Genomic DNA, 20897 nt, shown 5'->3' on the forward strand with positions numbered 1-20897 from the left:
ACAGATTGGCCAGAAAAGGATCCGACCTTATTCGGTCCGGACCATTGACCGGGTCTCGTCATGCGGAGACTCTGTATCGCATCGTCGAACGTGTCGATGAACGCAATGCATGCATGTGAACGCCAGCACCTGCCTGGGCTCCCCACCCCCCACCCCTCAGGAAAGCGGGTATGCGCACATGAACGAAACGATCCCCGAGCTCCCTTACGTGGAACGGGCCATTCGGGAAACATCGGAGGAAAGAGGCTGGGAGACCCCGGGGTATCTGGTCGTCGAGACCGCCCTGGAGGTCACCGCCTACGCCCTCGGCGACCGCGCCTAACCCTCGGTGAGTACACCGTGACCGCGACTTCCGTGCGCGGCGACGGCGCCGCGGCCCCTTGGGGAACCGATGAGTTCACCGAGCGGCTGCGCGCCGTCGCCGAGGAGCGCTACCACGACCGGCATCCCTTCAACATCCGCATGCACCAAGGCGAGTTGACCCCCGCCGAGCTGCGCCGCTGGATCGCCAACCGCTTCCACTACCAGCGCCACATCCCCGTCAAGGACGCCCTGATCCTCGCCAAGTTCGACGATCCCGCACTGCGCAGGTCATGGCTGCGCCGCATCCGGGATCACGACGGGACGCGGGAGGGGGAAGGCGGCATCGAACGCTGGCTGCGGCTGGGCGAAGCCGCCGGCCTCGGCCGACCCGAACTGCGGGACGCCTCCCGGGTGCTGCCGGGCGTGCGGCTCGCGGTCGAGGGATACGTCAACTTCTGCCGGGTCCGTCCGGCACTCGACGCGGTCGCCGCGTCCCTGACCGAACTGTCGGCACCGGGCCTGATGCGCACCCGCATCGCCGCCTTCGAACGCCACTACCCGTGGATCGAGGCCGAGGGGCTCGCGTACTTCCGGACCCGGATCGGACAGGGCGGCCGCGACAGCGAGGAAGCCCTCGCGCTCGTACGGACCTGGGCCCGCACCCGCGAACGGCAGGAGCGGGCGGTGGCCGCGCTGACCTTCAAGTGCGACGTGCTCTGGTCGCTGCTGGACGCGGTGGAGCGGGGGGCGCCGGACGCGTCGCAGCGCGCGCCTCTGGAGGCGTCGGAGCGCCGCTTTCCGGATGCGCCGGAACGAGGAGCGTCATGACCTGGCGACCCGTACTGGCGCGCTCGGTGATGCTCCGTCATGACCGGGTCCGTGACATCGACCTGCTGCTCCTGCCCGAGCGGGTGGTCGTCCTACGGGGCGACGCGGGCAACGTCGTCCGGCTCTGTGACGGCCGTCGTGCGGTGCCCGAGATCGTCGCCGAGCTCGGTGCGCGGTTTCCCGGCGCCCCCGTCGCCCGTGAAGTCCCCGGATTTCTCTCGGCCTTACGAAGGGAGGGCTGGCTCAGGTGACCGATCCGCCCTGGGCGCTGCTCGCCGAACTCACCCACGGCTGCCCACTGCGCTGCGCCTACTGCTCCAACCCCATCGAACTGATCAGTCGGTCAGAAGAGCTGAACACCGGACAATGGGTCGATGTGCTGCAACAGGCCGCCGACCTGGGCGTCGTGCAAACACACCTCTCTGGCGGTGAACCGCTCCTGAGGCGCGACCTCACCGACATCGTCGCGGCAGCGGACTCGGCCGGCCTCTACACCCAGCTGGTCACCAGCGGTGTCGGACTGCACGAACGGCGCCTGGGCGACCTCGTCGACGCCGGCCTGCGCTGCGTCCAGCTCTCCGTGCAGCACGCCGAGCCGACCGCCGCCGAACTCATCGCGGGCGCACGCTCGTTCACGGCCAAGAAGCGCGCCGCCCGGCTGGTGAGCGAGGCCGGGCTCCCGCTCGGACTGAACGTCGTACTGCACCGCGCCAACATCGACGCGCTCGACGACCTGATCACGCTCGCCCTTGCCTGGGGCGCCGACCGGATCGAGCTCGCCCACACGCAGTTCTACGGCTGGGCGCTGCGCAACCGCGCCGCCCTGCTGCCGAGCCGCGAGCAGACCGAACGGGCCCGCGAAGCACTCGCCCGGTGGCGTGAACGCCTCGCGGGGGAACTGGAGTTGGTCTGGGTCGCCCCCGACTACCTCGACGGCACCGCGAAACCCTGCATGGGCGGCTGGGGTGCGGTCTCGCTCACGGTGGCCCCGGACGGCACGGTCCTGCCGTGTCCGGCCGCGGCCGTCCTCCCGGACCTCGACGCACCGAACGTGCGCGATCACCCGCTCGCCTGGATCTGGCACGCCTCGCACGCCTTCAACGCCTATCGCGGCGAGGCCTGGATGCAGGCCCCCTGCCGTACCTGCGCCCTTCGCACCACCGACTTCGGCGGCTGCCGCTGCCAGGCCCATGCGCTCACCGGCGACGCGACCCGTCCCGACCCGGCCTGCCGTCACGCCCCCGACCATCCGCTGGTCCGTGCCCTTGTCGACACGCCCGGCACGCCTGACCGCACCCCTGGCCGTGCCGATGCCCCCACCTACGCCTATCGCGAATACCGCGGAGGAGGAACATGAGACGTCCACATGTGCTGCCGGCGGCGGCCGCGCTCGCCGTCGCAAGCCTGATCGCCGTCCCCGCGGCCGTCCCGGCCGCCGCCGCTCCTGTCACCACCGGGCAGATCGCCACCGCTCCGGTCGCACCTCAGGCAGCCATCCCTCCGTTCGAGGCCGAGAGCGCCACGATCAGCCATGGCACGGTCGCCGCCGATCACCCCGGCTTCACCGGCACCGGCTTCGTCGACTACGACAACACCCCGGGGGGATACGTCGAGTTCACGGTCACCGCCGACCAGCAGGGCACCCAACCCCTCGCCCTCCGGTTCGCCAACGGCACCACCACCGACCGGCCGATGGACATCACCGTCAACGGCGTCGTCGTCGCCGATCACCTCTCCTTCCCGGGCAACGGCTCCTGGACCGGCTGGGAGACCCGGACCGTCGACGCGGCGCTCCGGCAGGGCGCCAACACCGTCCGGGCCACCGCCGTCACCGCGAACGGCGGCCCCAACCTCGACTCGCTGAGCGTGGGGCAGCCCGCGCCCGCCGAGGACTGGTCGGTGTCGATGATCGAGTCGACGACGGCACGCTACTCGCCGACCACGATCGGCGGCTGGTCGTACCCCGTCGGCCTGTATCTCTACGGCCAGTACCTCACGTACCAGCGCACCCACGACCCGCGCTACCTCTCGTACATCAAGAGCTACGTCGACCGTTTCGTGGCGAGTGACGGCGCGATCGGCCAGAGCTTCAACAACCTCGACAGCATGCAGGCCGGACGGCTGCTGACGATCCTGCACCACGAGACGGGCCAGGACCGCTACCGCATCGCGGCCAAGAAGATCCGCGACCGACTCGACACCTACCCGCGCACCTCGGACGGCGGCTTCTGGCACGCCGACTCCGACAGCCGTGCCCACCAACTCTGGGCGGACGGCGTCTACATGGTGAACCCGTTCCTCGTCGAGTACGGCAGGGAGTTCGGCGACGCGACGTACGCCGACGACGAAGCGGCCAAGCAGCTCTACGTCTACGGCAGCCATCTCCAGGTCGGGAACGGCCTGTTGAAGCATGCCTACGACGAGTCGCGCACCGCGAGCTGGTCCGACCCGGGCACCGGTCTGGCGCCCGAGCACTGGTGCCGGGCCGTCGGCTGGTACTCGATGGCGATCGTCAACGTCCTGGACGCATTGCCGAGTTCGCATCCCCGCCGCGCCGCCCTTGTGGCCCTCCTGAAGAAGCTGGCCGTGGGCCTGGAGCGCTACCAGGACCCGGCCACCGGACGCTGGTTCCAGGTCATGGACAAGGGCGACCGCGGTGACAACTGGACCGAGACATCCTGCTCCAGCATGTTCACGTACGCCCTCTCGCGCGGAGCCCAGAAGGGCTATCTCGACGCGCACTACGCGACCGTCGCCCAGCGCGGCTACCAGGGCGTCCTTGCGCGGATCTCCCTCGGTCAGGACGGCCGCACCAACCTCACGGACATCTCCATCGGCACGAACGTCGGCGACTACGCCTACTACGTGGGCCGCACCAGGGCGACCAACGACCTCCACGGTCTGGGCGCCTTCCTGATCATGAACGAACAACTCCGGGCGAGGTGAGGGAAGATGAGCGCACTGCACGGGCCGTACGAAGGGCCCTCCCGTCGGAAGGTGATCGGCGCCGCACTCGCCGGGACCGCGGCCGCCGCAGGGCTGCAGAGCCCCGCGCATGCGGCGAGCTGGCAGCTGAAGTGGTCGCCGACGGCGAGCGGCAACGGGCTCGGCGCCTTCGAGACGATCGAGGACGACCGCGCCGACTCGCACCCCGCCGGGCACCCGCACATCCACCCGGAGGGCGACAACTGGCGGTTCAACATGCACACGGTGGACCGCGACACCATGACCGACCGGCAACGCCAGGAGGTCACGGGCCTGCGCACCAGCAGCTCGAACTACCTGAAGTGGCTGCCGGGCCAGACCTGGCGGGTGACGTACTCGATGTACATCCCCAGCTCCCTCAAGGCGACCACCAGCTTCACCCACATCATGCAGATGAAGCAGCCGGGGACCGGAAGTTCGCCGATCGTCGTGCAGTCGCTGCGCAGGGTGAACGGCGCCCAGACGATCGAGCTGAAGCTCGCGATCTCCGACACCCTGATCGGCCGGACCAGCCTGGACCCGCTGCACGACAAGTGGACGGACGTCGACTTCCAGATCAAGGTCGGCGACGGCACCTCGGGTTCCGTGCGCTGGATCCTCAAGAGCGGCGGCACGACCGTCATCGACAAGTCGAAGTCAGGCGTGGACACCTTCCTCGGCGACCGGGTGCGGCCGAAGTGGGGCATCTACCGCTCCCTCGGTGACACCTCGGGCTCCCTGCAGAACTGCTATTTGCTCCTCACCAACCTCCGCGGTTACCAACTGGTGTGAGACGAGGCCGACATGAGAAGCACGGTACGCAGAGCACTCTCCCTGACCCTTCTCGGGTTCCTCGTCGTCCTCGGTCTGTCCCAGCCCCCGGCCGTCGCGAGTCCCCAGGCACCGACGGCGGGCACCGCCGTCTTCGACGTGCGCGACTACGGCGCCAAGGGCGACGGCTCCACCAATGACACGCCCGCCGTCCAGAAGGCGGTCGACGCAGCGAACGCGGCCGGCGGCGGCACCGTCCAACTCCCCTCACCCGGGACGTACAAGTCCAAGAACACGCTCCACATGAAGAGCAACGTGACGCTCAAGGTCGACACGGGCGCCACACTCCAGGGCTCCAGCGCGGACACGTACGACCCGCCCGAGTCCAACCCCTACGACCAGTACCAGGACTACGGGCACAGCCACTTCCACAACGCGATGATCTACGGCGACCGGCTGACCAACATCGCCTTCGTGGGTGGTGGCGTCATCGACGGTCAGGGCAACCTGATCACCGGCAACCCGTCCTCCGGCGAAGCCGACAAGATCATCTCGCTGACCCGCTGCAACGGCCTGCGCATCGGCGACGGTCTGACCCTGCGCCGCGGCGGCCACTTCGCGGCTCTCATCAACGGCTGTACGAACGTCACTTCGGACCACCTGACCATCGACACCGCGTCCGATCGTGACGGCTGGAACATCATCAGCACGACCGACGTCACCGTCACCAACGCGAACATCAAGGCCAACGACGACGCACTGGTCTTCAAGAGCGACTACGCGCTGGGCGCCAAACTGCCCAACGGCCCCGGCCGGGTGAGTGACTCGTACCTCTCGGCGGTGTGCTGCAACGCGCTCATGTTCGGCTCGGAGACCTGCGGCGACTTCACGGACTACCGCTTCGAGCACATCAGGATCGAGGGATCCAACAAATCGGGGCTCGGCATGGTCTCCATGGACGGTGCCAGGATCTCCGACATCCACTACCGCGACATCACCATGAAAGACGTCCACTCGCCGATCACGCAGAAGATCGGCACCCGCAAACGCTGCGGCAACAACCCGGGCGTCGGCTCCATCAGCAACGTCACCTACGACGACATCACCGCCACCGGCTCCAGCCCCTCCTTCAGCCCGACCCTGTGGGGCGAGTCGAGCCCGAACCACATCAGTGGCGTCACCTTCACCGACGTCGACCTCACCGTGCCCGGTGGCAACGGCACCATGTCCACCGCCGTGCCGAGCAACGACCCCACCAACTACAACCCGAACAGCATCGGCACCCGGCCCGCGTACGGCTGGTACCTGCACAACGCCGACCACGTCACCTTCACCGACAGCTCGGTGCGGTTCGCGGCGAACGACGGCCGCCCGGCGGTCATCGCCAATGCGGGCAGCTCGGTGAAGTTCACCCGGTTCACCGCGCAGAAGGGCAGCACCAGCCCCTTCGACATCGGCTTCCAGACCGTGTCGGGCCACTGCGTCGCCGACAGCCACAACACGACCGGCGGAGCGCTGCGGCTGTCCGCGTCGGGGTCGAGCCAGGACTGCGGCACCACACCGACGCCCGGTACGCGGCACGAGGCCGAGAGCGCCACGTACTCGACGGGCAGCACCGTCGACACCGACCACGCGGGCTACTCCGGCACCGGCTTCGTGAACACCGCCAACGCGGCCGGCGCATACGTGGAGTGGAACGTGAACGCGGCGAGCGCGGGAACGAAGACCGTCGCGATCGCCTACGCCAACGGCACCACCGCGGACCGGCCGATGGACATCACCGTCAACGGCCAGGTCGTGGCATCCGGCGTCTCCTTCCCGCCGGCGCCCGACTGGACGACCTGGCGCACGATCGGCGTCGCCGTCCCGCTCACGGCGGGCGCGAACACCGTCCGCGCGACGGCGACCACCGCGAACGGCTGCCCCAACATCGACTACCTGGAGGTGCCGGCATGACCGGAACCGGCAGACGACCGACCGGCGGACGACTGTCCAGCAGACGACTGACCGCCCGCCTGATCGCGGTGGTGGCGCTCCTCCTCGGCGCGCTGCTGCTGCCCTCGCCCGCACACGCGGACCTGCAGAACCCCCGCCAGGCCTTCCTGCGCGCCTCGACCGGCGGCCTCTTCCTGCACTGGGGCGAGCGCACCGCACCGCAGCACACCAGCTGCTCCGCCTGGGAGAACGACGTCACGAACGGCGGCTGGACCCCCGACTACTGGGTGCAGGAGGCCCAGAAACTGCACGTCCAGTACCTCGTCCTCGCCACCTTCCACAGCCGCCTCGGCTACGCCCGCCCCTGGCCCTCGGCGATCCCCGGCAGCTGCGCCAGCAAGCGCGACTTCCTCGGCGAACTCATCACCGCTGCCTCCGCAAAGGGCCTCAAGGTCATCCTCTACATGACCGACGACCCCCAGTGGCACAACGAGGGCGGCCACGAGTGGCTGGACTCGGCGGCGTACTCCGCCTACAAGGGCACGAACGTCGACCTCACCACCCGTGACGGGTTCGGCCGGTTCTCGTACGACAACTTCTTCGAGGTCATGGACCGCTACCCGACGCTCGGCGGCTTCTGGATCGACAACGACAACGCGTACTGGGAGAGCCACGACCTCTACGCGCAGATCTACCAGAAGCGCCCCAACTACACGATCAGCAACAACAACGAAGACACGCCGATCATGGACATGATCAGCAACGAGCAGAAGACGGGAATGACCCCGTCGTACGACTACCCGCAGGCGGTCTACACGGCCCAACCCCGGCTCACCGAGGCCGACTTCAAGCTGCCGTCCAGCGGAGCCTGGTGGTACGACGGCTCGAACCCGAGCGTCGACCGCATGCTCACCCTCGGCCGGCTCGTCACCAACGCGGGCTCGTCCGTGAAGGCGCTGATGGCGGAAACAGCCCAGGTCAACGGGAAGTTCCCGTCCAACCAGGAGTCCTTCAACAACTTCGCGAACTCCTACCTCGGTCCCATCTGGGAGTCCCTGCACGGAGTCGAGGGCGGCGGCTACATGTACGGCGGCCTCAAGCCCGGCTTCTGGAACGACGGCGCCCACGGAGTCACCACGATCAGCAAGGCCGACCCCGACCGGCAGTACGTCCATGTCCTCACCCCGCCGTCCACCGGCACCCTGCGCATCCGCGACAACGGCTACCGGATCGCGTCCGTGACCAACTTGCGGACAGGGGCGGCCATTTCCTGGTCCCAGTCCGGCGGCGTCCTCACTCTGAACGGGCTGGGCAGCTGGGACCCGTACGACACCGTCTTCAAGGTGACCACGGCCGGACGCCAGGGCATCCTGCCCGCCTCCTCGTACACGATGAGCGCAGCCGCGTCGGCGAGCGGGCACGGCGCCCCGGCCGCCGCGGACGGCAGCTACCTCAGCTACTGGGACAGCAACAAGACGCTGCCGGTCACCCTCACCTTCGACCTCGGCAGCTCGAAGCGGGTGCAGTACCTCGGCCTCAACCAGCGTGAGGACTCGGTCGCCTATGCGCGCTCCGACACCGAGCAGTCCGCGCGAATCAAGGACTACAAGGTGTTCCTCAGCAACGACGGCTCCACCTGGGGCAGTGCGGTCAAGAGCGGCCAACTGCCCAGCGCCCGCGGCATGAAGGGCATCGACATCACCGCGGCCAACGCGCGCTACGTACGGCTCGAAGTCGACTCGACCTGGGCGGCGTCCACCGACACCACCCGCTACAAGCGGCTGCGGATCGACGAGGCATGGATCGGCACGTCGTACGCGACGCCCGCACCGGGGGTGGCGAAGTGATGAGACACCTCAGAGCCGTACTCCTCGCGCTCGCGGGCGTGTTGATCGCCGGAGCGATCCCGCTGCTGACCGCCCCGCCCGCCGCCGCGTCCGGCAACGGTCAGTCCATCCGGCCGGCGATAGGCTGGAGCAGCTGGAGTTTCGTGCGCCGCTGGCCGACCGAGGACAAGATCGAGGCGCAGGCGGACGCCCTGGTGTCCAGTGGCCTCGACCGGCACGGCTTCGTGAATGTCAACCTCGACGACTTCTACCAGAAGTGCGACTCGAACGGCTTCGTCGTCGACTCCTACGGCCGCTGGACCGTCGACTCCGCCAAATTCCCCTCCGGCATCAAGGCGTTGGCGGACTACGTCCACTCCAAGGGCCTGAAGTTCGGCTTCTACGTCACCCCGGGCATCGCCAAGAACGCCGTCCTGAAGAACACCCCGATCGAGGGCACCTCCTACCACGCGGCGGACATCGCGGACACCTCGACCCTGGAGAAGAACTACAACTGCAAGAACATGTACTACATCGACTACGCGAAGCCCGGCGCCCAGGAATTCGTCAACTCCTGGGCCAGGCAGTTCGCTTCGTGGGGCGTCGACTATCTCAAGATCGACGGCGTCGGCAGCCAGGACATCCCCGACGTACGGGCCTGGGACAAGGCGCTGCGGGCCACGGGCCGTCCGATCAACTACGCCCTCTCCAACAACCTCGCCATCGCCGACGCCCCCACCTGGCGTTCCCTGGCCAACAGTTGGCGCACCCAGGGCGACGTCGAGTGCTACTGCGGATCGGGCCCCAACGGCAGCGGCTATCCGCTCACCGACTGGTCCCATGTCACGACCCGCTTCACCTCGGCCGCCAACTGGCAGCAGTACGCGGGCCCCGGCGGCTGGAACGACCTGGACTCCCTGGAGATCGGCAACGGTGACCAGGCCGGACTCACCGCAGACCAGCGGCGCTCGCAGTTCACCCTGTGGTCGATGGCCGGCGCGCCCCTGCTGCTCGGCACCGACCTGACCCAGCTGGACCCGGTCGACACGGCGATGCTCACCAACGACCGGTTGATCGCCGTCGACCAGGACGGATACGCGGCGGGGCGCATCGCCTCCAGCGGCGTCAACCAGGTCTGGAGCAAGCGCGAGGACACCGGGGACTTCGTGGTCGCGCTCTTCAACACCGGTACGTCCGGCTCCTCGACGGCGACGGTGAACTGGTCGCAGGTCGGATTCACCGGCTCCGGTCAGGTCACGGACCTCTGGTCGGGGGCCGACAAGGGCACGGTCGCCGACACCTACAGCGCCACCCTGCGGCCGGGCGAGGCCCGGCTGATCCGGGTGGCCCCGCTCGGCACCAGGACTGTGCGCTACCAGGCGGAGCAGGCGGGCACCACGTCCGGCTCGACCGTCGACACCGACCACCTCGGCTTCACCGGCACCGGCTTCGTGAACACGGCCAACGCGGCGGGCGCGTACGTCGAGTGGACCGTGGACTCGGCCACCTCCCGCAACGCCTCGGTGGCCATCAGGTACGCCAACGGGTCCACCGTGGGCCGCCCGATGGACGTCACCGTGAACGGCACCGTCGTCTCCGCGAACCGCGCCTTCAACGGCACGGGGAGCTGGGACACCTGGGCGGCCTCGACGCTCACGGTGCCGCTCAGGGCGGGCACGAACACGATCAGGGTGACGGCCACGACCACGAACGGCGCGCCCAACGTGGACGCTCTCGACCGGAGTTGAGGCCTGCCACCGACAGTCCCCGCACCTCCCCGCCCGCGCTCTCGCAGGCGGGGACGTGTGCCCATCAAAAGTTAGGAACCCTTCCTAACACCCCCACATTGCACCGCTTCCCCGTCCCTCGCACCGCACCGCTTCCCCGTCCCTCTCACCGCTCCTGGAGGTAGATCCACGTGCACCCCCTCGCACCCCCACGCCGTCTCGGCGTGGTCCTCGCCGCCCTGTTCGGGCTGCTGCTCTCCCTGCTGTTCGCCTCGCCCCCGTCGGCCCGCGCGGCGGCCGCGGCCACCGACTACCAGGCCGAGAGCGCCACGATCTCGCAGGGCGCGGTGGCCGGCAACCACACGGGCTTCACGGGCACGGGCTTCGTCGACTACACCAACATCACCGGCTCGTACGTCGAGTTCACGGCGGACGCGGCGGCCGCCGGTCAGACGACCCTGACCTTCCGCTACGCCAACGGCACGACCACCGACCGCCCGATGGACATCTCCGTGAACGGCACGGTCGTCGCCTCGAACGTGTCCTTCGCGCCCACCGCGAACTGGGACACCTGGGCCACCAAGTCGGTCACCGTCTCGCTGACCGCGGGCGCAGGCAAGGTCCGCGCCACCGCGACCACCGCCAACGGCGGACCCAACCTCGACGAACTGACGCTCGGCAGCACCCCCGTCGGCACCCCCGGCCTGGCGGTCGCGCCGTACGAGTACTTCGGCTGGGGCAACCCGCAGAGCCCGACCTCCGTGATGTCGGCGACCGGCGTCAAGTGGTTCACCCTCGCCTTCATCCTCTCCGACGGCTCCTGCAACCCCGCCTGGGACGGCTCGCGCCCGCTGACCGGCGGCGACGACCAGTCGAAGATCAACTCGATCCGGTCGGCCGGTGGTGACGTGATCGTCTCCTTCGGTGGCTGGAGCGGCGCGAAGCTCGGCGAGAAGTGCAGCAGTGCCTCTTCGCTCGCGGGCGCCTACCAGAAGGTCATCAACGCCTACCGCCTCAAGGTCATCGACATCGACATCGAGAACACCGAGTGGGGCAACGCCACCGTCCGGCAGCGTGTGATCGACGCGCTGAAGATCGTGAAGGCCGACAACTCCGGCCTCAAGACCATCATCACCTTCGGCACCACCACCAGCGGCCCCGACTCCACCGGCGTCGACATGATCAACCGTGGCGCCAACTCCGGTCTGGCCAACGACATCTGGTGCATCATGCCGTTCGACTTCGGCGGCGGCACGACCAACATGGGCACGCTGACCACCCAGGCCATGGAAGGCCTGAAGGGGCGTGTCAAGTCCGCGTACGGCTACAGCGACACGACGGCGTACGCGCACATCGGCCTCTCGTCGATGAACGGCAAGACCGACGACTCCGGCGAGCTCGTCCGCATCTCCGACTTCCGGACCATGCTCGCCTACGCCCAACAGCACCACATCGCACGCCTCACCTACTGGGCCGTCAACCGTGACCGGGCCTGCGGCTCCGGCTCCGACGGCGACGCGTGCAGCGGCGTCACCCAGCAGCCGTACGACTACCTCAGGGTCTTCGCCCAGTACACGGGCTGAGAAAGGGCGATCATGAAACTCACGCATCGCAGACGCGCCCTGACCTGGGGCACCGCCCTGGCCCTCGCACTGCCCCTGCTCGGCCTGACGACAGCCGGGACGGCAGCGGCGGCCACCGACTACCAGGCCGAGGACGCCACGATCTCGCAGGGCGCGGTGGCCACCAACCACACCGGTTTCACGGGCGCGGGCTTCGTCGACTACACCAACATCGCCGGCTCGTACGTCGAGTTCACGGTGACTCCGGACGCGGCGGGCAGCACCTCGATCGGTCTGCGCTACGCCAACGGCACCACCACCGACCGCCCGATGGACATCTCCGTGAACGGTACGGTCGTCGCCTCGAACGTGTCCTTCGCGCCGACCGGCAACTGGGACACCTGGGCCACCAAGTCGGTCACCGTCTCGCTGACCGCGGGCGCAGGCAAGGTCCGCGCCACCGCGACCACCGCCAACGGCGGACCCAACCTCGACAGGACCACCGTCGGTGCGCCCAGCACGAGCGGGCCCGCCGTCCCGTTCGGCAGCCACCAATTCCCGTACACGACAGGGACGTTGAAGCCCTCGGGCGGTCAGGCGACCCTCGACCAGGCGGTCGTCGGCAAGTACACCGCCTGGAAGTCCGCCTTCGTGCGGCAGAACTGCGGCAACGGCTGGTACGAGGTCATCTCGCCCGACGCAGACCACTCCTACGTCGCCGAGGGCCAGGGCTACGGCATGGTCGTCAGCGCGTTCATGGCCGGCGCCGACCCCGACGCGAAGAAGATCTTCGACGGCCTGGTCAAGTACATGCTGGCGCACCCGTCGGTGCACAACTCCAACCTGCTCGCGGCCGAGCAGGACTCCTCCTGCAAGTCCGTCGACGGCTCCGACTCGGCGACCGACGGCGACCTCGACGTGGCGTACGGACTGCTGCTCGCCGACAAGCAGTGGGGGAGTGCGGGCACGTACAACTACAAGGACCTGGCGACCAAGCACATCAACGCGATCAAGGCCAGTGAGGTCAACCCGAGCACGCATCTGACGAAGCTCGGCGACTGGTCCTCCTCGGGCGACCAGTACTACTACATGACGCGCTCGTCGGACTGGATGCTCGACCACTTCCGGGCCTTCCGCCGCGCCACAGGCGACACCGCCTGGGACACCATCCGCACCGCCCACCAGAACCTGATCACCCAGCAACAGGCCAACTACGCCTCCGGCACCGGCCTGTTGGCGGACTTCGTCGTGAACACGAACGGCACCCCGAAGCCCGCGAGCGGCGAGGTCCTGGAGAGCCCCAACGACGGCGACTACGGCTGGAACGCCTGCCGTGACCCGTGGCGGATCGGTGTCGACGCCGTCACCGGCGGCGACGCGGCGTCCCTCGCCTCGGCGCGCAAGCTCAACTCCTGGATCAAGGCGAAGACCGGCGGCAGCCCCGACAGCATCGTCACCGGCTACCACCTGAACGGCTCGGCGTTCGACAGCGGGCACGACATGGCGTTCACCGCGCCCTTCGTCGTCACGGCCATGACCGACTCCGGCTCGCAGTCCTGGCTGGACGCCCTCTGGAACAAGCTCGCCGGCACGGCGATCAACTCCTCGCTCTACTACGGCGGCAGCGTCCAGCTCCAGTCGATGATCGTGGCGTCCGGCAACTACTGGGCGCCCTGATCTCCCTCACTCACCTGCAACTCTCTCGGATCTGACGGAGGTTCAGATGCGCAGCGCCACCCCATCCAGAGGCCGGCTGAGGAGGATCGCCATCGGTGCGGTCGTGCTCCTTTGTGCCGGACTCGTCCAGGCAGTACCGCAGTCGGCCTCGGCAGCGCCCGCACGCTACGAGGCGGAGAGCGCCGCCTACACGTCGGGCTCCACCGTGGACAGCAACTACGCCGGATACTCCGGCGCCGGCTTCCTCAACACCCCCAACGCGGCAGGCAGTTACGTCGAGTTCACCGTCAACGCCACGTCCGCGGGCACCGCCACCGTGGCCCTGCGCTACGCCAACGGCACCACCGCCGACCGCCCGGCGGACATCGCGGTCAACGGCACGGTGGTGAAGGCCGGGTACTCCTTCCCGTCCACCACCACCTGGGACGCCTGGACCACCTCGACGCTGACCGTCCCGGTGAACGCGGGCAGCAACAAGATCCGCCTCACCGCCACCGGTTCGGGCGGTCTCCCCAACACCGACTACCTCGACTTCGAGCTCGCCGCGGCCACCACCGACCACCAGGCCGAGGACGCCACGATCTCCCAGGGCGCGGTGGCCACCAACCACACCGGTTTCACGGGCACGGGCTTCGTCGACTACACCAACATCGCCGGCTCGTATGTGGAGTTCACGGTGAGCGCCGCCTCGGCGGGCAGCGCGTCGCTCGCCTTGCGGTACGCCAACGGGACCACGACCGACCGTCCGATGGACATCTCGGTGAACGGCACGGTGGTCGCTTCGGGCGTCTCCTTCCCGGCCACCGCCGACTGGGACACCTGGGCGACCAAGACCCTCAACGCCCAGCTCAGCGCGGGCTCCAACAAGATCCGTGCCACCGCCACGACCGCGGCGGGTGGCCCCAACCTCGACAGACTGAGCGTCGGCGCGGCGGCCGACACCCAGGCACCCACCCGGCCCGGTCAGCCCAGCTGCTCGAACATCGGCGAGGACGCACTCACGCTGACCTGGGACGCCTCCACGGACAACGTCGGCGTGACGGCGTACGACCTCTACGAACACGGCAACAAGATCGGCGAGGCCGCCGGCGACGTGACCTCGAAGAACCTCACCGGTCTGACGCCGAACACCGCCTACAACCTCACCGTCATCGCCCGGGACGCGTCCGGCAACACCTCACCGGCCGGCCCGGCCGTCGACTGCACGACCAAGCCCAGCTCCGACACCACCCCGCCCACCAAGCCGGGCACACTGACCGCCGCCAACGTCACCGCCACCAGCGCCGACCTGAGCTGGGGCGCCTCCACGGACGACAAGGCGGTCGTCGGCTACGACGTGCGCAGCGGCACCACCGTCTACAAGTCCGTCACCGGCACGTCGACCACGCTGACCGGCCTCGCCTGCAACAGCCCGTACACCCTGAACGCGGTGGCGCGCGACGCCGCCGGGAACACCTCCCCGCAGAGCAACACCGTCACCTTCACCACCCAGGCCTGCTCGACCGACGGCGGCGTCCCGTCGTCCATCACCACCATCTCCACCGGCTTGACCATCCCGTGGGGCACCTACTGGATGCCCGACGGCCAGACCTCCCTGGTCACCGAGCGGGACGACTTCCGCGTCTGGAAGGTCGCCAAGGACGGCACGAAGACCCAGGTGGGCACCGTGCCCAACGCCGTGACGACCGACGGCGAAGGCGGTCTGCTGGGCGTGGCCGTCGACCCCGACTGGGCCACCAACCACTACGTCTACTTCATGCACACCGCCTCCGAGGGCAACCGCGTCGTCCGCATGACCTACAACGGCAGCTCCCTCAGCGGCTACACCGTCCTCCTCCAAGGCATCAAGAAGAACCGCTACCACAACGGCGGACGGCTCGCCTTCGGCCCCGACGGCTACCTGTACGTCTCCACCGGCGAGGCCCAGACCCCCGACCTCGCCCAGGACAAGAACTCCCTCAACGGCAAGATCCTGCGCATGACCACGGACGGCAAGGCCGCTCCCGGCAACCCCTTCGGCAACTACGTCTACAGCTACGGCCACCGCAACCCGCAGGGCCTCGCCTTCGACCGCAACGGCCGCCTCTGGGAAGCCGAGTTCGGCAACAGCTCCAAGGACGAACTCAACCTCATCAAGCCCGGCGCCAACTACGGCTGGCCGATCTGCGAAGGCACGTGCAGCACGGCCGGAATGACCAACCCCAAGAAGACCTGGAACGTCTCCGAAGCCTCACCCAGCGGCATCGCCATCGTCCGCAACGTCATCTACATGGCTTCCCTCCGCGGTGAACGCCTCTGGCGCATCCCCATCACCGGCGACACCGAAAGCGTCGGCACCCCCACCGCGTACTACGTCGGCACCTACGGCCGCCTGCGCACCGTCACCAAGGTGCCCGGCGCCGACCAGCTCTGGCTCTCCACCACCAACTGCGACAACAACGGAGGAGCGGCGGACGGCTCGGACAAGATTTTCCGGGTGAGCGTCAACTAGCGGGCGCGGCGCCGAGGTACGCGTCCCTGACCTTCGGGTCGGCGTGCACCTCGGCGGCCGTGCCCTCGGCGAGGACCCGGCCCAGGTCGAGGACGACGACGCGAGAGCACAGCCGCATGACGAAGGCGACGTTGTGCTCGACGAGGAGGACCGCGCAATCGTCCTCGGCTGCCAGCTGACGGATGACAGAGGACAGACGCCGGGTTTCGTCATCGGTCATTCCGGAGGTGGGTTCGTCCAGGAGCAGCACCCTGGGCGGATCCGCCACCGCGCGCGCCAGTTCCACCATCCGGGCCCGGCCCACCGGAAGAGCCGCGGCGTACACCTCGCCCAGTCCGTCGAGTCCGCAGTCGCGGAGCACGGCCGCCGCACGGTCGCGTCGCTTGCTCTCGCGTCGGCGCCGGGTGGGCGACGCCAGCAGGTCCGCGGCCAGGCCGCCACCGCCGCCGTGCCATTCCTGGGCCACGACCAGGTTGTCGGCCACGGTGAGTTGGCCGAACAGCTGCTGTCGTTGGAAGGTGCGGCGCATGCCGTGCCGGGCGCGCCAGACGGGGGAGCGGCGGGTGATGTCCGCGCCGTCGAGCAGGATCCGGCCCTCGTCGGGGCGGCGGATGCCCGAAAGGACGTCGAACAGGGTTGTCTTCCCGGCGCCGTTGGGCCCGATGAGTCCGCAGATCTCGCCCGGGCGCAGCGCGAGGCCGACGCCGTCGAGGGCGCGGATGCCGCCGAAGCGGACGCCGACCCCGACGGCCTCCAGTACGGGTGCGTCGCTCATGGACGGACCACCCCCTCGGCCGACGGCCCCTGTCGCTTCGCCGGCCCCGGCCGTCCTGCCCCGATGCCCAGATACGCCTCCGTCAGCCGGTCCGCCCGCACCTCGGCGCGCGGGCCGCACCAGGCCACCCGACCCTGCGCGAGATAGGCGACGGTGTCCGCGACCCCGAGGACCTCCGTCGCCTTCTCCTCGACCAGCAGGAGCGCCGTCCCGGCCTCCCTCAGCTCGACGAGCAGCCGGAACACCTCGTCGACCACGCGTGGGGCGAGCCCGAGCGACGGCTCGTCGACGACGAGCACCTTCGGCGGGCGCTGAAGGAGCGGCGCGAGCGCGAGCATCTGCTGTTCGCCGCCGGAGAGAGACCCGGCGGGAACGCTGCGCCGCGCGACGAGCCCGGGGAAGCGCTCGTACACGCCGTCCCGGTCGTCCTTCTCCCGCAGGTGCAGGGCGAGGTTCTCCTCGATCGTGAGGGCCGGGAAGATGCCGCGTCCCTCGGGGGCCAGCAGCACCCCGCCCCGGGACCGGCCGACGGCCCGTTCGCGGGTGGCGTCGCGCCCGGCGACGTACACCCGGCCCTCCAGCGGGCGCAGCAGCCCGGCGGCGACCTGACACGTGGTGGACTTGCCCGCGCCGTTGGGGCCGAGGAGGGCGAGGATCTCGCCCGGGCGTACGGCGAGGTCGACGCCGTGCAGGACGGGGGCGCCGTCGTATCCGGCACGGATGCCCCGGAGTTCGAGTGCGGCCTCGGGGGACGGGTTCGCGGCGGCGGGCTGTTCCGGTGCCGGGCGTGGGCTCGCCGCCGCGACTCGCCTTCGGTGCCGACGCGTCGGTACGGCGGCGCAGTACCCGTCCGGGTCGTTCGCCAGGGCGAGGCCCGCCAGACCGAAGAGGATCACCGGGAGGTGGACGGAGTCGGTCACGTAGTCGGAGACGAGGTGCGGTACGACGGCGTAGACGAGCCCGGCCACCACCGCGAACTGGGGGCGCCGCACACCCGCCGCCACGACCACCGCGAGCCAGATCAGGCCGGTCATCGCCGTGAAGTCCGTCGCCGTGACGCGGGTGCTGTACGACGCGTACAGCACACCGCCGAAGCCGGCGAGCCCGGCGGAGAGCGTGAAAAGCATCAGCTTGGTGCGGACGACGGAGACGCCGGAGGCCATCGCCGCGGCGGGCGCCGAGCGGACGGCCAGCATGGCCCGCCCGGACGGAGAGTTCCGCAACGCGCTGAGCGACGCCACCGCCAGGGCGACCAGAACGATCATCGCCAGGCCCATCGCCCGGTCGTCGTTCAGGTCCACCGGACCGAAGACGGGACGCGGGATCGCCCAGCCGGTGTCACCGTTCCTCAACCAGCTCATTTGGAAGAGGACTTGGTCGGCGAGGAAGGCGAGTGCGAGAGTGGCGAGCGCGAGGGAGCGGCCGCCGAGCCGCAGCGCCGGGAGGGCGACCAGCGCGCCGAGCAGCGCGGCCGCGCACGTGCCGACGGCCGCCGCGGCCACGAACGGCCAGCCGTGGCTCATCAGCAGCCCCGCGACCAGCGCCGCGCCCGTCACGAACGTGGCCTGCGCCAGCGACACCATCGCGCCGAGCCCCGTCACCACCGTGAAGGACACGAACACCAGGGAAAGGGCCAGGCCTTGGGCGAGCAGGCCGCTCCAGAACGGGGTCGTGACCGTGTAGAGGGCGACAGCGAGGAGCAGCCCGGCGGCCGTCCATGGGCCCCAGCGCCGGATCCAGGACCTGCCTGTCGGGGAGTCGGCCGGCGGCGCGTCCGTGGCAGCGGTCCCCGCCGTACGCCGGCGCCGTGTCAGCACGAGCAGCCCGGCGAAGAGGATCAGGAACGGGACGGCCGTACGGAATCCCGTGACGCGTTCGGCGAAGGTGGCGTACCCGGCGACGAGGTTCTGCAGCACCCCGAGCCCCAGGCCGCCCGCGAAGGCGAGCGGGATCGACGCGAAGCGGCCGAGCACGGCAGCCGTCGCCGACACGAAGAGGAAGAGGGTGAAGTCGTGGGCCGACAGGCCCAGCAGCGGGGTGGCCAGGACACCCGCCAGGCCGGCGAGTCCCGACGACAGCGTCCAGGCGATCGACGACAGCCGGTCGGCGCTGATCCCGCGCAGCTCCACGAGCGACCGGTTGTCCACCGCCGCACGGAGTTGCAGACCGAGCGGTGTGTGCCGCAGCAGGATCCACAGTCCGACGGCCACCACTGCCGTGGCCAGCCAGGTGATCAGCTGGTCGGAGTCGACGCCCACGCCGTCCATCAGCTGCCAGGACTTCGCAGGACTCGGTCCGACCCCGGGCAGCCCGAACTGGTTCTCGGCGGGCCGGACGGAAACGCCCGCGTCCTCCAGCAGCTCCACGACCCACAGCCCGAGCGCGGGCAGCGCCACCAACAGCCCGATGGTGGCGACGATCTGGGCGGTCTCGCCGACCCGCGCCAGCTTGCGGAACATCAGCCGGTCCAGGCCCCAGCCCAGCGCGGGCGCCATCCCGCACACGAGCAGCACAGCTGTCGGCACGGCGGGCCAGCCGAGGCCGGAGTGCAGCTCGTAGAAGGCGAGCGCGCACAGATAGGCGGTGGCACCGTGTGCGAAGTTGAACAGCCCCGAGGCCGAGCAGGAGAGCACGAGCCCCGTCGCCAGCAGGGCGTACAGCGCGCCCGAGACGAGTCCGCTGAGGACGAAAGCCAGCAGGTCCGACATGCCAAGTACCCTCGCCGGGCCAGCTACTTGAAGGGGATCGGCGGATAGCAGGTGAAGGGCGCCGATACGACGTACTTGCCGTCCTTCAGCTGCACCAGGGCCCCGCACCCGAACGACTCCTGCTGCCCCTTGGGCTCGGCGCGGTCGCCGACCATGGTGCCCGAGTCGGAGAATTTGCCGGCCGCCTTCTGGAAGGACGCCGGCGTGAGGTTCTTGCCGGCCTTCCTCGCGATGGCGAGGAAGAGGTCGGCCGACATATAGCCGGTCATCATGTGCATGTTCAACGGCACCTCCTTTCCGGCCGCCTTCCTGATGTCCGCCGTGAACTGCTTCATCGCCGCGTTCTCCTGCTCGAACGGCTGGAAGGACAGCAGGATGTGCACCCCGTCGAGCGCCTGCTTCGTGGCGCTCTTGGCGAGCAGCGAGGGGTCGTAGTCGGTCGGATCGGTCAGCACGCCCCGGTAGCCGCCGCGCTTGAGCGCGGTGAACAGCCCGATGTTGTACGGCGTCTGCATCACGGAGACCACCGCGTCCGGCGCCTTTCCGCCGTTGCTGCGCAGGATGTCCTTCGTGTACGCCGACCAGTCGCTCGGCACCGACGTGGCGGGCACCGACGGCTTCGCGTAGGTCACCTTGTAGCCCGCCGTCGCGAAGCTCTGCTTGTAGGTGCGGATGGCGAAGTTCCCGGCGTCGCTGTCATTGGCGAGGATCGCCACAGACTTGCCCTCGGCGCCGCCCGTGACGTGCTTGAGCCCCTCGGGCCAGGTCTGCGAGATCGTGCCGCCCGGCATCGGCACCATGCAGCCGCCGAATCCGTAGATGTACGTCTGCCCGCAGAAGGACGGCAGGGTGCCCCAGCCGAACGTCGGCACCTTCTGCTGCTGGAGGAAGTCCGCACCCGAGAAGGTCGTCGAGCTCATCGGTGCGATCGCGAACACCTTGTCCTGCTGCACGAGTTTGCGCGCGGCGGCCAGGTTCCTCGCCGGGTCCTGTCCGTCGTCCTGTGCCCCCAGATAGGCGATCTTCCGTCCGTTGACCCCGCCTTCGGCATTGGCCCGGTCGAACCGCGCCCTGGCCCCGAGATCGGTGTCCTTCTTCGAGTACCCGGTGGCGGTGGTCATCGAGACGATGCCCCCGACCTTGATGGAGTCACCGGTGACCCCGCGCACGGAACCACCGGCCCCCTTGCCCGAACTGCCGTCACTGGCAGCGGAGTTGCAGGCGCCTGCGAGCAGCAGCGCGGCCACGACGCCGGCGATGGTGCGGATCGGTCGCGACACGGTCGGTCCCCCTCCGTCGGGCCCTGCCTTCCGGGGGACACCCCCGGGCC

Annotated in this window: 15 protein-coding genes; 12 read left to right on the forward strand and 3 right to left on the reverse strand. The window is 69.3% G+C overall.

What is annotated here, in order from left to right; all coding sequences use genetic code 11:
* Nucleotides 1-178 precede the first annotated feature (178 nt).
* The 12 genes from ACN6LB_RS18395 to ACN6LB_RS18450 all read left to right on the forward strand — a co-directional run bounded on the left by ACN6LB_RS18395 (nt 179) and on the right by ACN6LB_RS18450 (nt 16084).
* A complete protein-coding gene (locus tag ACN6LB_RS18395) occupies nt 179-322 on the forward strand; it encodes a pyrroloquinoline quinone precursor peptide PqqA (RefSeq protein ID WP_356138413.1) in 144 nt (47 codons plus the stop codon).
* Between the two features lie 17 nt (nt 323-339).
* Complete coding sequence (gene pqqC, locus ACN6LB_RS18400) at nt 340-1131, forward strand: pyrroloquinoline-quinone synthase PqqC (protein ID WP_445026854.1); 792 nt, start codon at nt 340-342, stop codon at nt 1129-1131.
* Nucleotides 1128-1382 (forward strand): pyrroloquinoline quinone biosynthesis peptide chaperone PqqD, encoded by a 255-nt coding sequence (gene pqqD, locus ACN6LB_RS18405; RefSeq protein WP_445026855.1) that lies wholly within the window; start codon nt 1128-1130, stop codon nt 1380-1382. Before pqqC ends, pqqD begins: the two co-directional genes overlap by 4 nt.
* Nucleotides 1379-2488 (forward strand): pyrroloquinoline quinone biosynthesis protein PqqE, encoded by a 1110-nt coding sequence (gene pqqE, locus ACN6LB_RS18410; protein ID WP_445026856.1) that lies wholly within the window; start codon nt 1379-1381, stop codon nt 2486-2488. The genes pqqD and pqqE overlap by 4 nt, the downstream gene beginning before the upstream one ends.
* On the forward strand, nt 2485-4077 hold the full coding sequence (locus tag ACN6LB_RS18415; RefSeq protein ID WP_445026857.1) for a glycoside hydrolase family 88 protein: 1593 nt from the start codon (nt 2485-2487) through the stop codon (nt 4075-4077). The genes pqqE and ACN6LB_RS18415 overlap by 4 nt, the downstream gene beginning before the upstream one ends.
* Before the next feature lie 6 nt (nt 4078-4083).
* Entirely contained in the window at nt 4084-4887 is an 804-nt protein-coding gene (locus tag ACN6LB_RS18420; protein ID WP_445026858.1) for a Tat pathway signal sequence domain protein, read from the forward strand.
* A gap of 12 nt (nt 4888-4899) precedes the next feature.
* Nucleotides 4900-6822: a glycosyl hydrolase family 28 protein gene (locus tag ACN6LB_RS18425; RefSeq protein ID WP_445026859.1), complete on the forward strand. Its 1923-nt coding sequence runs from the start codon at nt 4900-4902 to the stop codon at nt 6820-6822.
* A complete protein-coding gene (locus tag ACN6LB_RS18430; protein WP_445026860.1) occupies nt 6819-8648 on the forward strand; it encodes a galactose-binding domain-containing protein in 1830 nt (609 codons plus the stop codon). The genes ACN6LB_RS18425 and ACN6LB_RS18430 overlap by 4 nt, the downstream gene beginning before the upstream one ends.
* Nucleotides 8648-10375: a carbohydrate-binding protein gene (locus ACN6LB_RS18435; protein ID WP_445026861.1), complete on the forward strand. Its 1728-nt coding sequence runs from the start codon at nt 8648-8650 to the stop codon at nt 10373-10375. The genes ACN6LB_RS18430 and ACN6LB_RS18435 overlap by 1 nt, the downstream gene beginning before the upstream one ends.
* Before the next feature lie 170 nt (nt 10376-10545).
* Nucleotides 10546-11937: a carbohydrate-binding protein gene (locus tag ACN6LB_RS18440; protein ID WP_445026862.1), complete on the forward strand. Its 1392-nt coding sequence runs from the start codon at nt 10546-10548 to the stop codon at nt 11935-11937.
* A 12-nt stretch (nt 11938-11949) separates the two neighbouring features.
* The gene (locus ACN6LB_RS18445) at nt 11950-13593 is read left to right on the forward strand and encodes a glycosyl hydrolase family 8 (RefSeq protein ID WP_445026863.1); all 1644 of its coding nucleotides are present in this window, start codon (nt 11950-11952) and stop codon (nt 13591-13593) included.
* 46 nt (nt 13594-13639) lie between these two features.
* Nucleotides 13640-16084 carry a PQQ-dependent sugar dehydrogenase gene (locus ACN6LB_RS18450; RefSeq protein ID WP_445026864.1) on the forward strand — a complete coding sequence of 815 codons (2445 nt, stop codon included), beginning with the start codon at nt 13640-13642 and terminating at the stop codon, nt 16082-16084.
* Here the strand turns inward: ACN6LB_RS18450 and ACN6LB_RS18455 are convergent.
* From ACN6LB_RS18455 to ACN6LB_RS18465, 3 genes are read right to left on the reverse strand one after another with little or no spacing between them, the layout of a single operon-like run.
* Nucleotides 16077-16859: an ABC transporter ATP-binding protein gene (locus ACN6LB_RS18455; RefSeq protein WP_445026865.1), complete on the reverse strand. Its 783-nt coding sequence runs from the start codon at nt 16857-16859 to the stop codon at nt 16077-16079. The two genes, ACN6LB_RS18450 and ACN6LB_RS18455, sit on opposite strands and share 8 nt — an antisense overlap.
* Nucleotides 16856-19567 (reverse strand): ABC transporter permease subunit, encoded by a 2712-nt coding sequence (locus ACN6LB_RS18460; protein WP_445026866.1) that lies wholly within the window; start codon nt 19565-19567, stop codon nt 16856-16858. Before ACN6LB_RS18460 ends, ACN6LB_RS18455 begins: the two co-directional genes overlap by 4 nt.
* Nucleotides 19568-19590: 23 nt before the next feature.
* A complete protein-coding gene (locus ACN6LB_RS18465) occupies nt 19591-20847 on the reverse strand; it encodes an ABC transporter substrate-binding protein (protein WP_445026867.1) in 1257 nt (418 codons plus the stop codon).
* Nucleotides 20848-20897 lie beyond the last annotated feature (50 nt).

Source organism: Streptomyces sp. SAS_270, assembly GCF_052543295.1.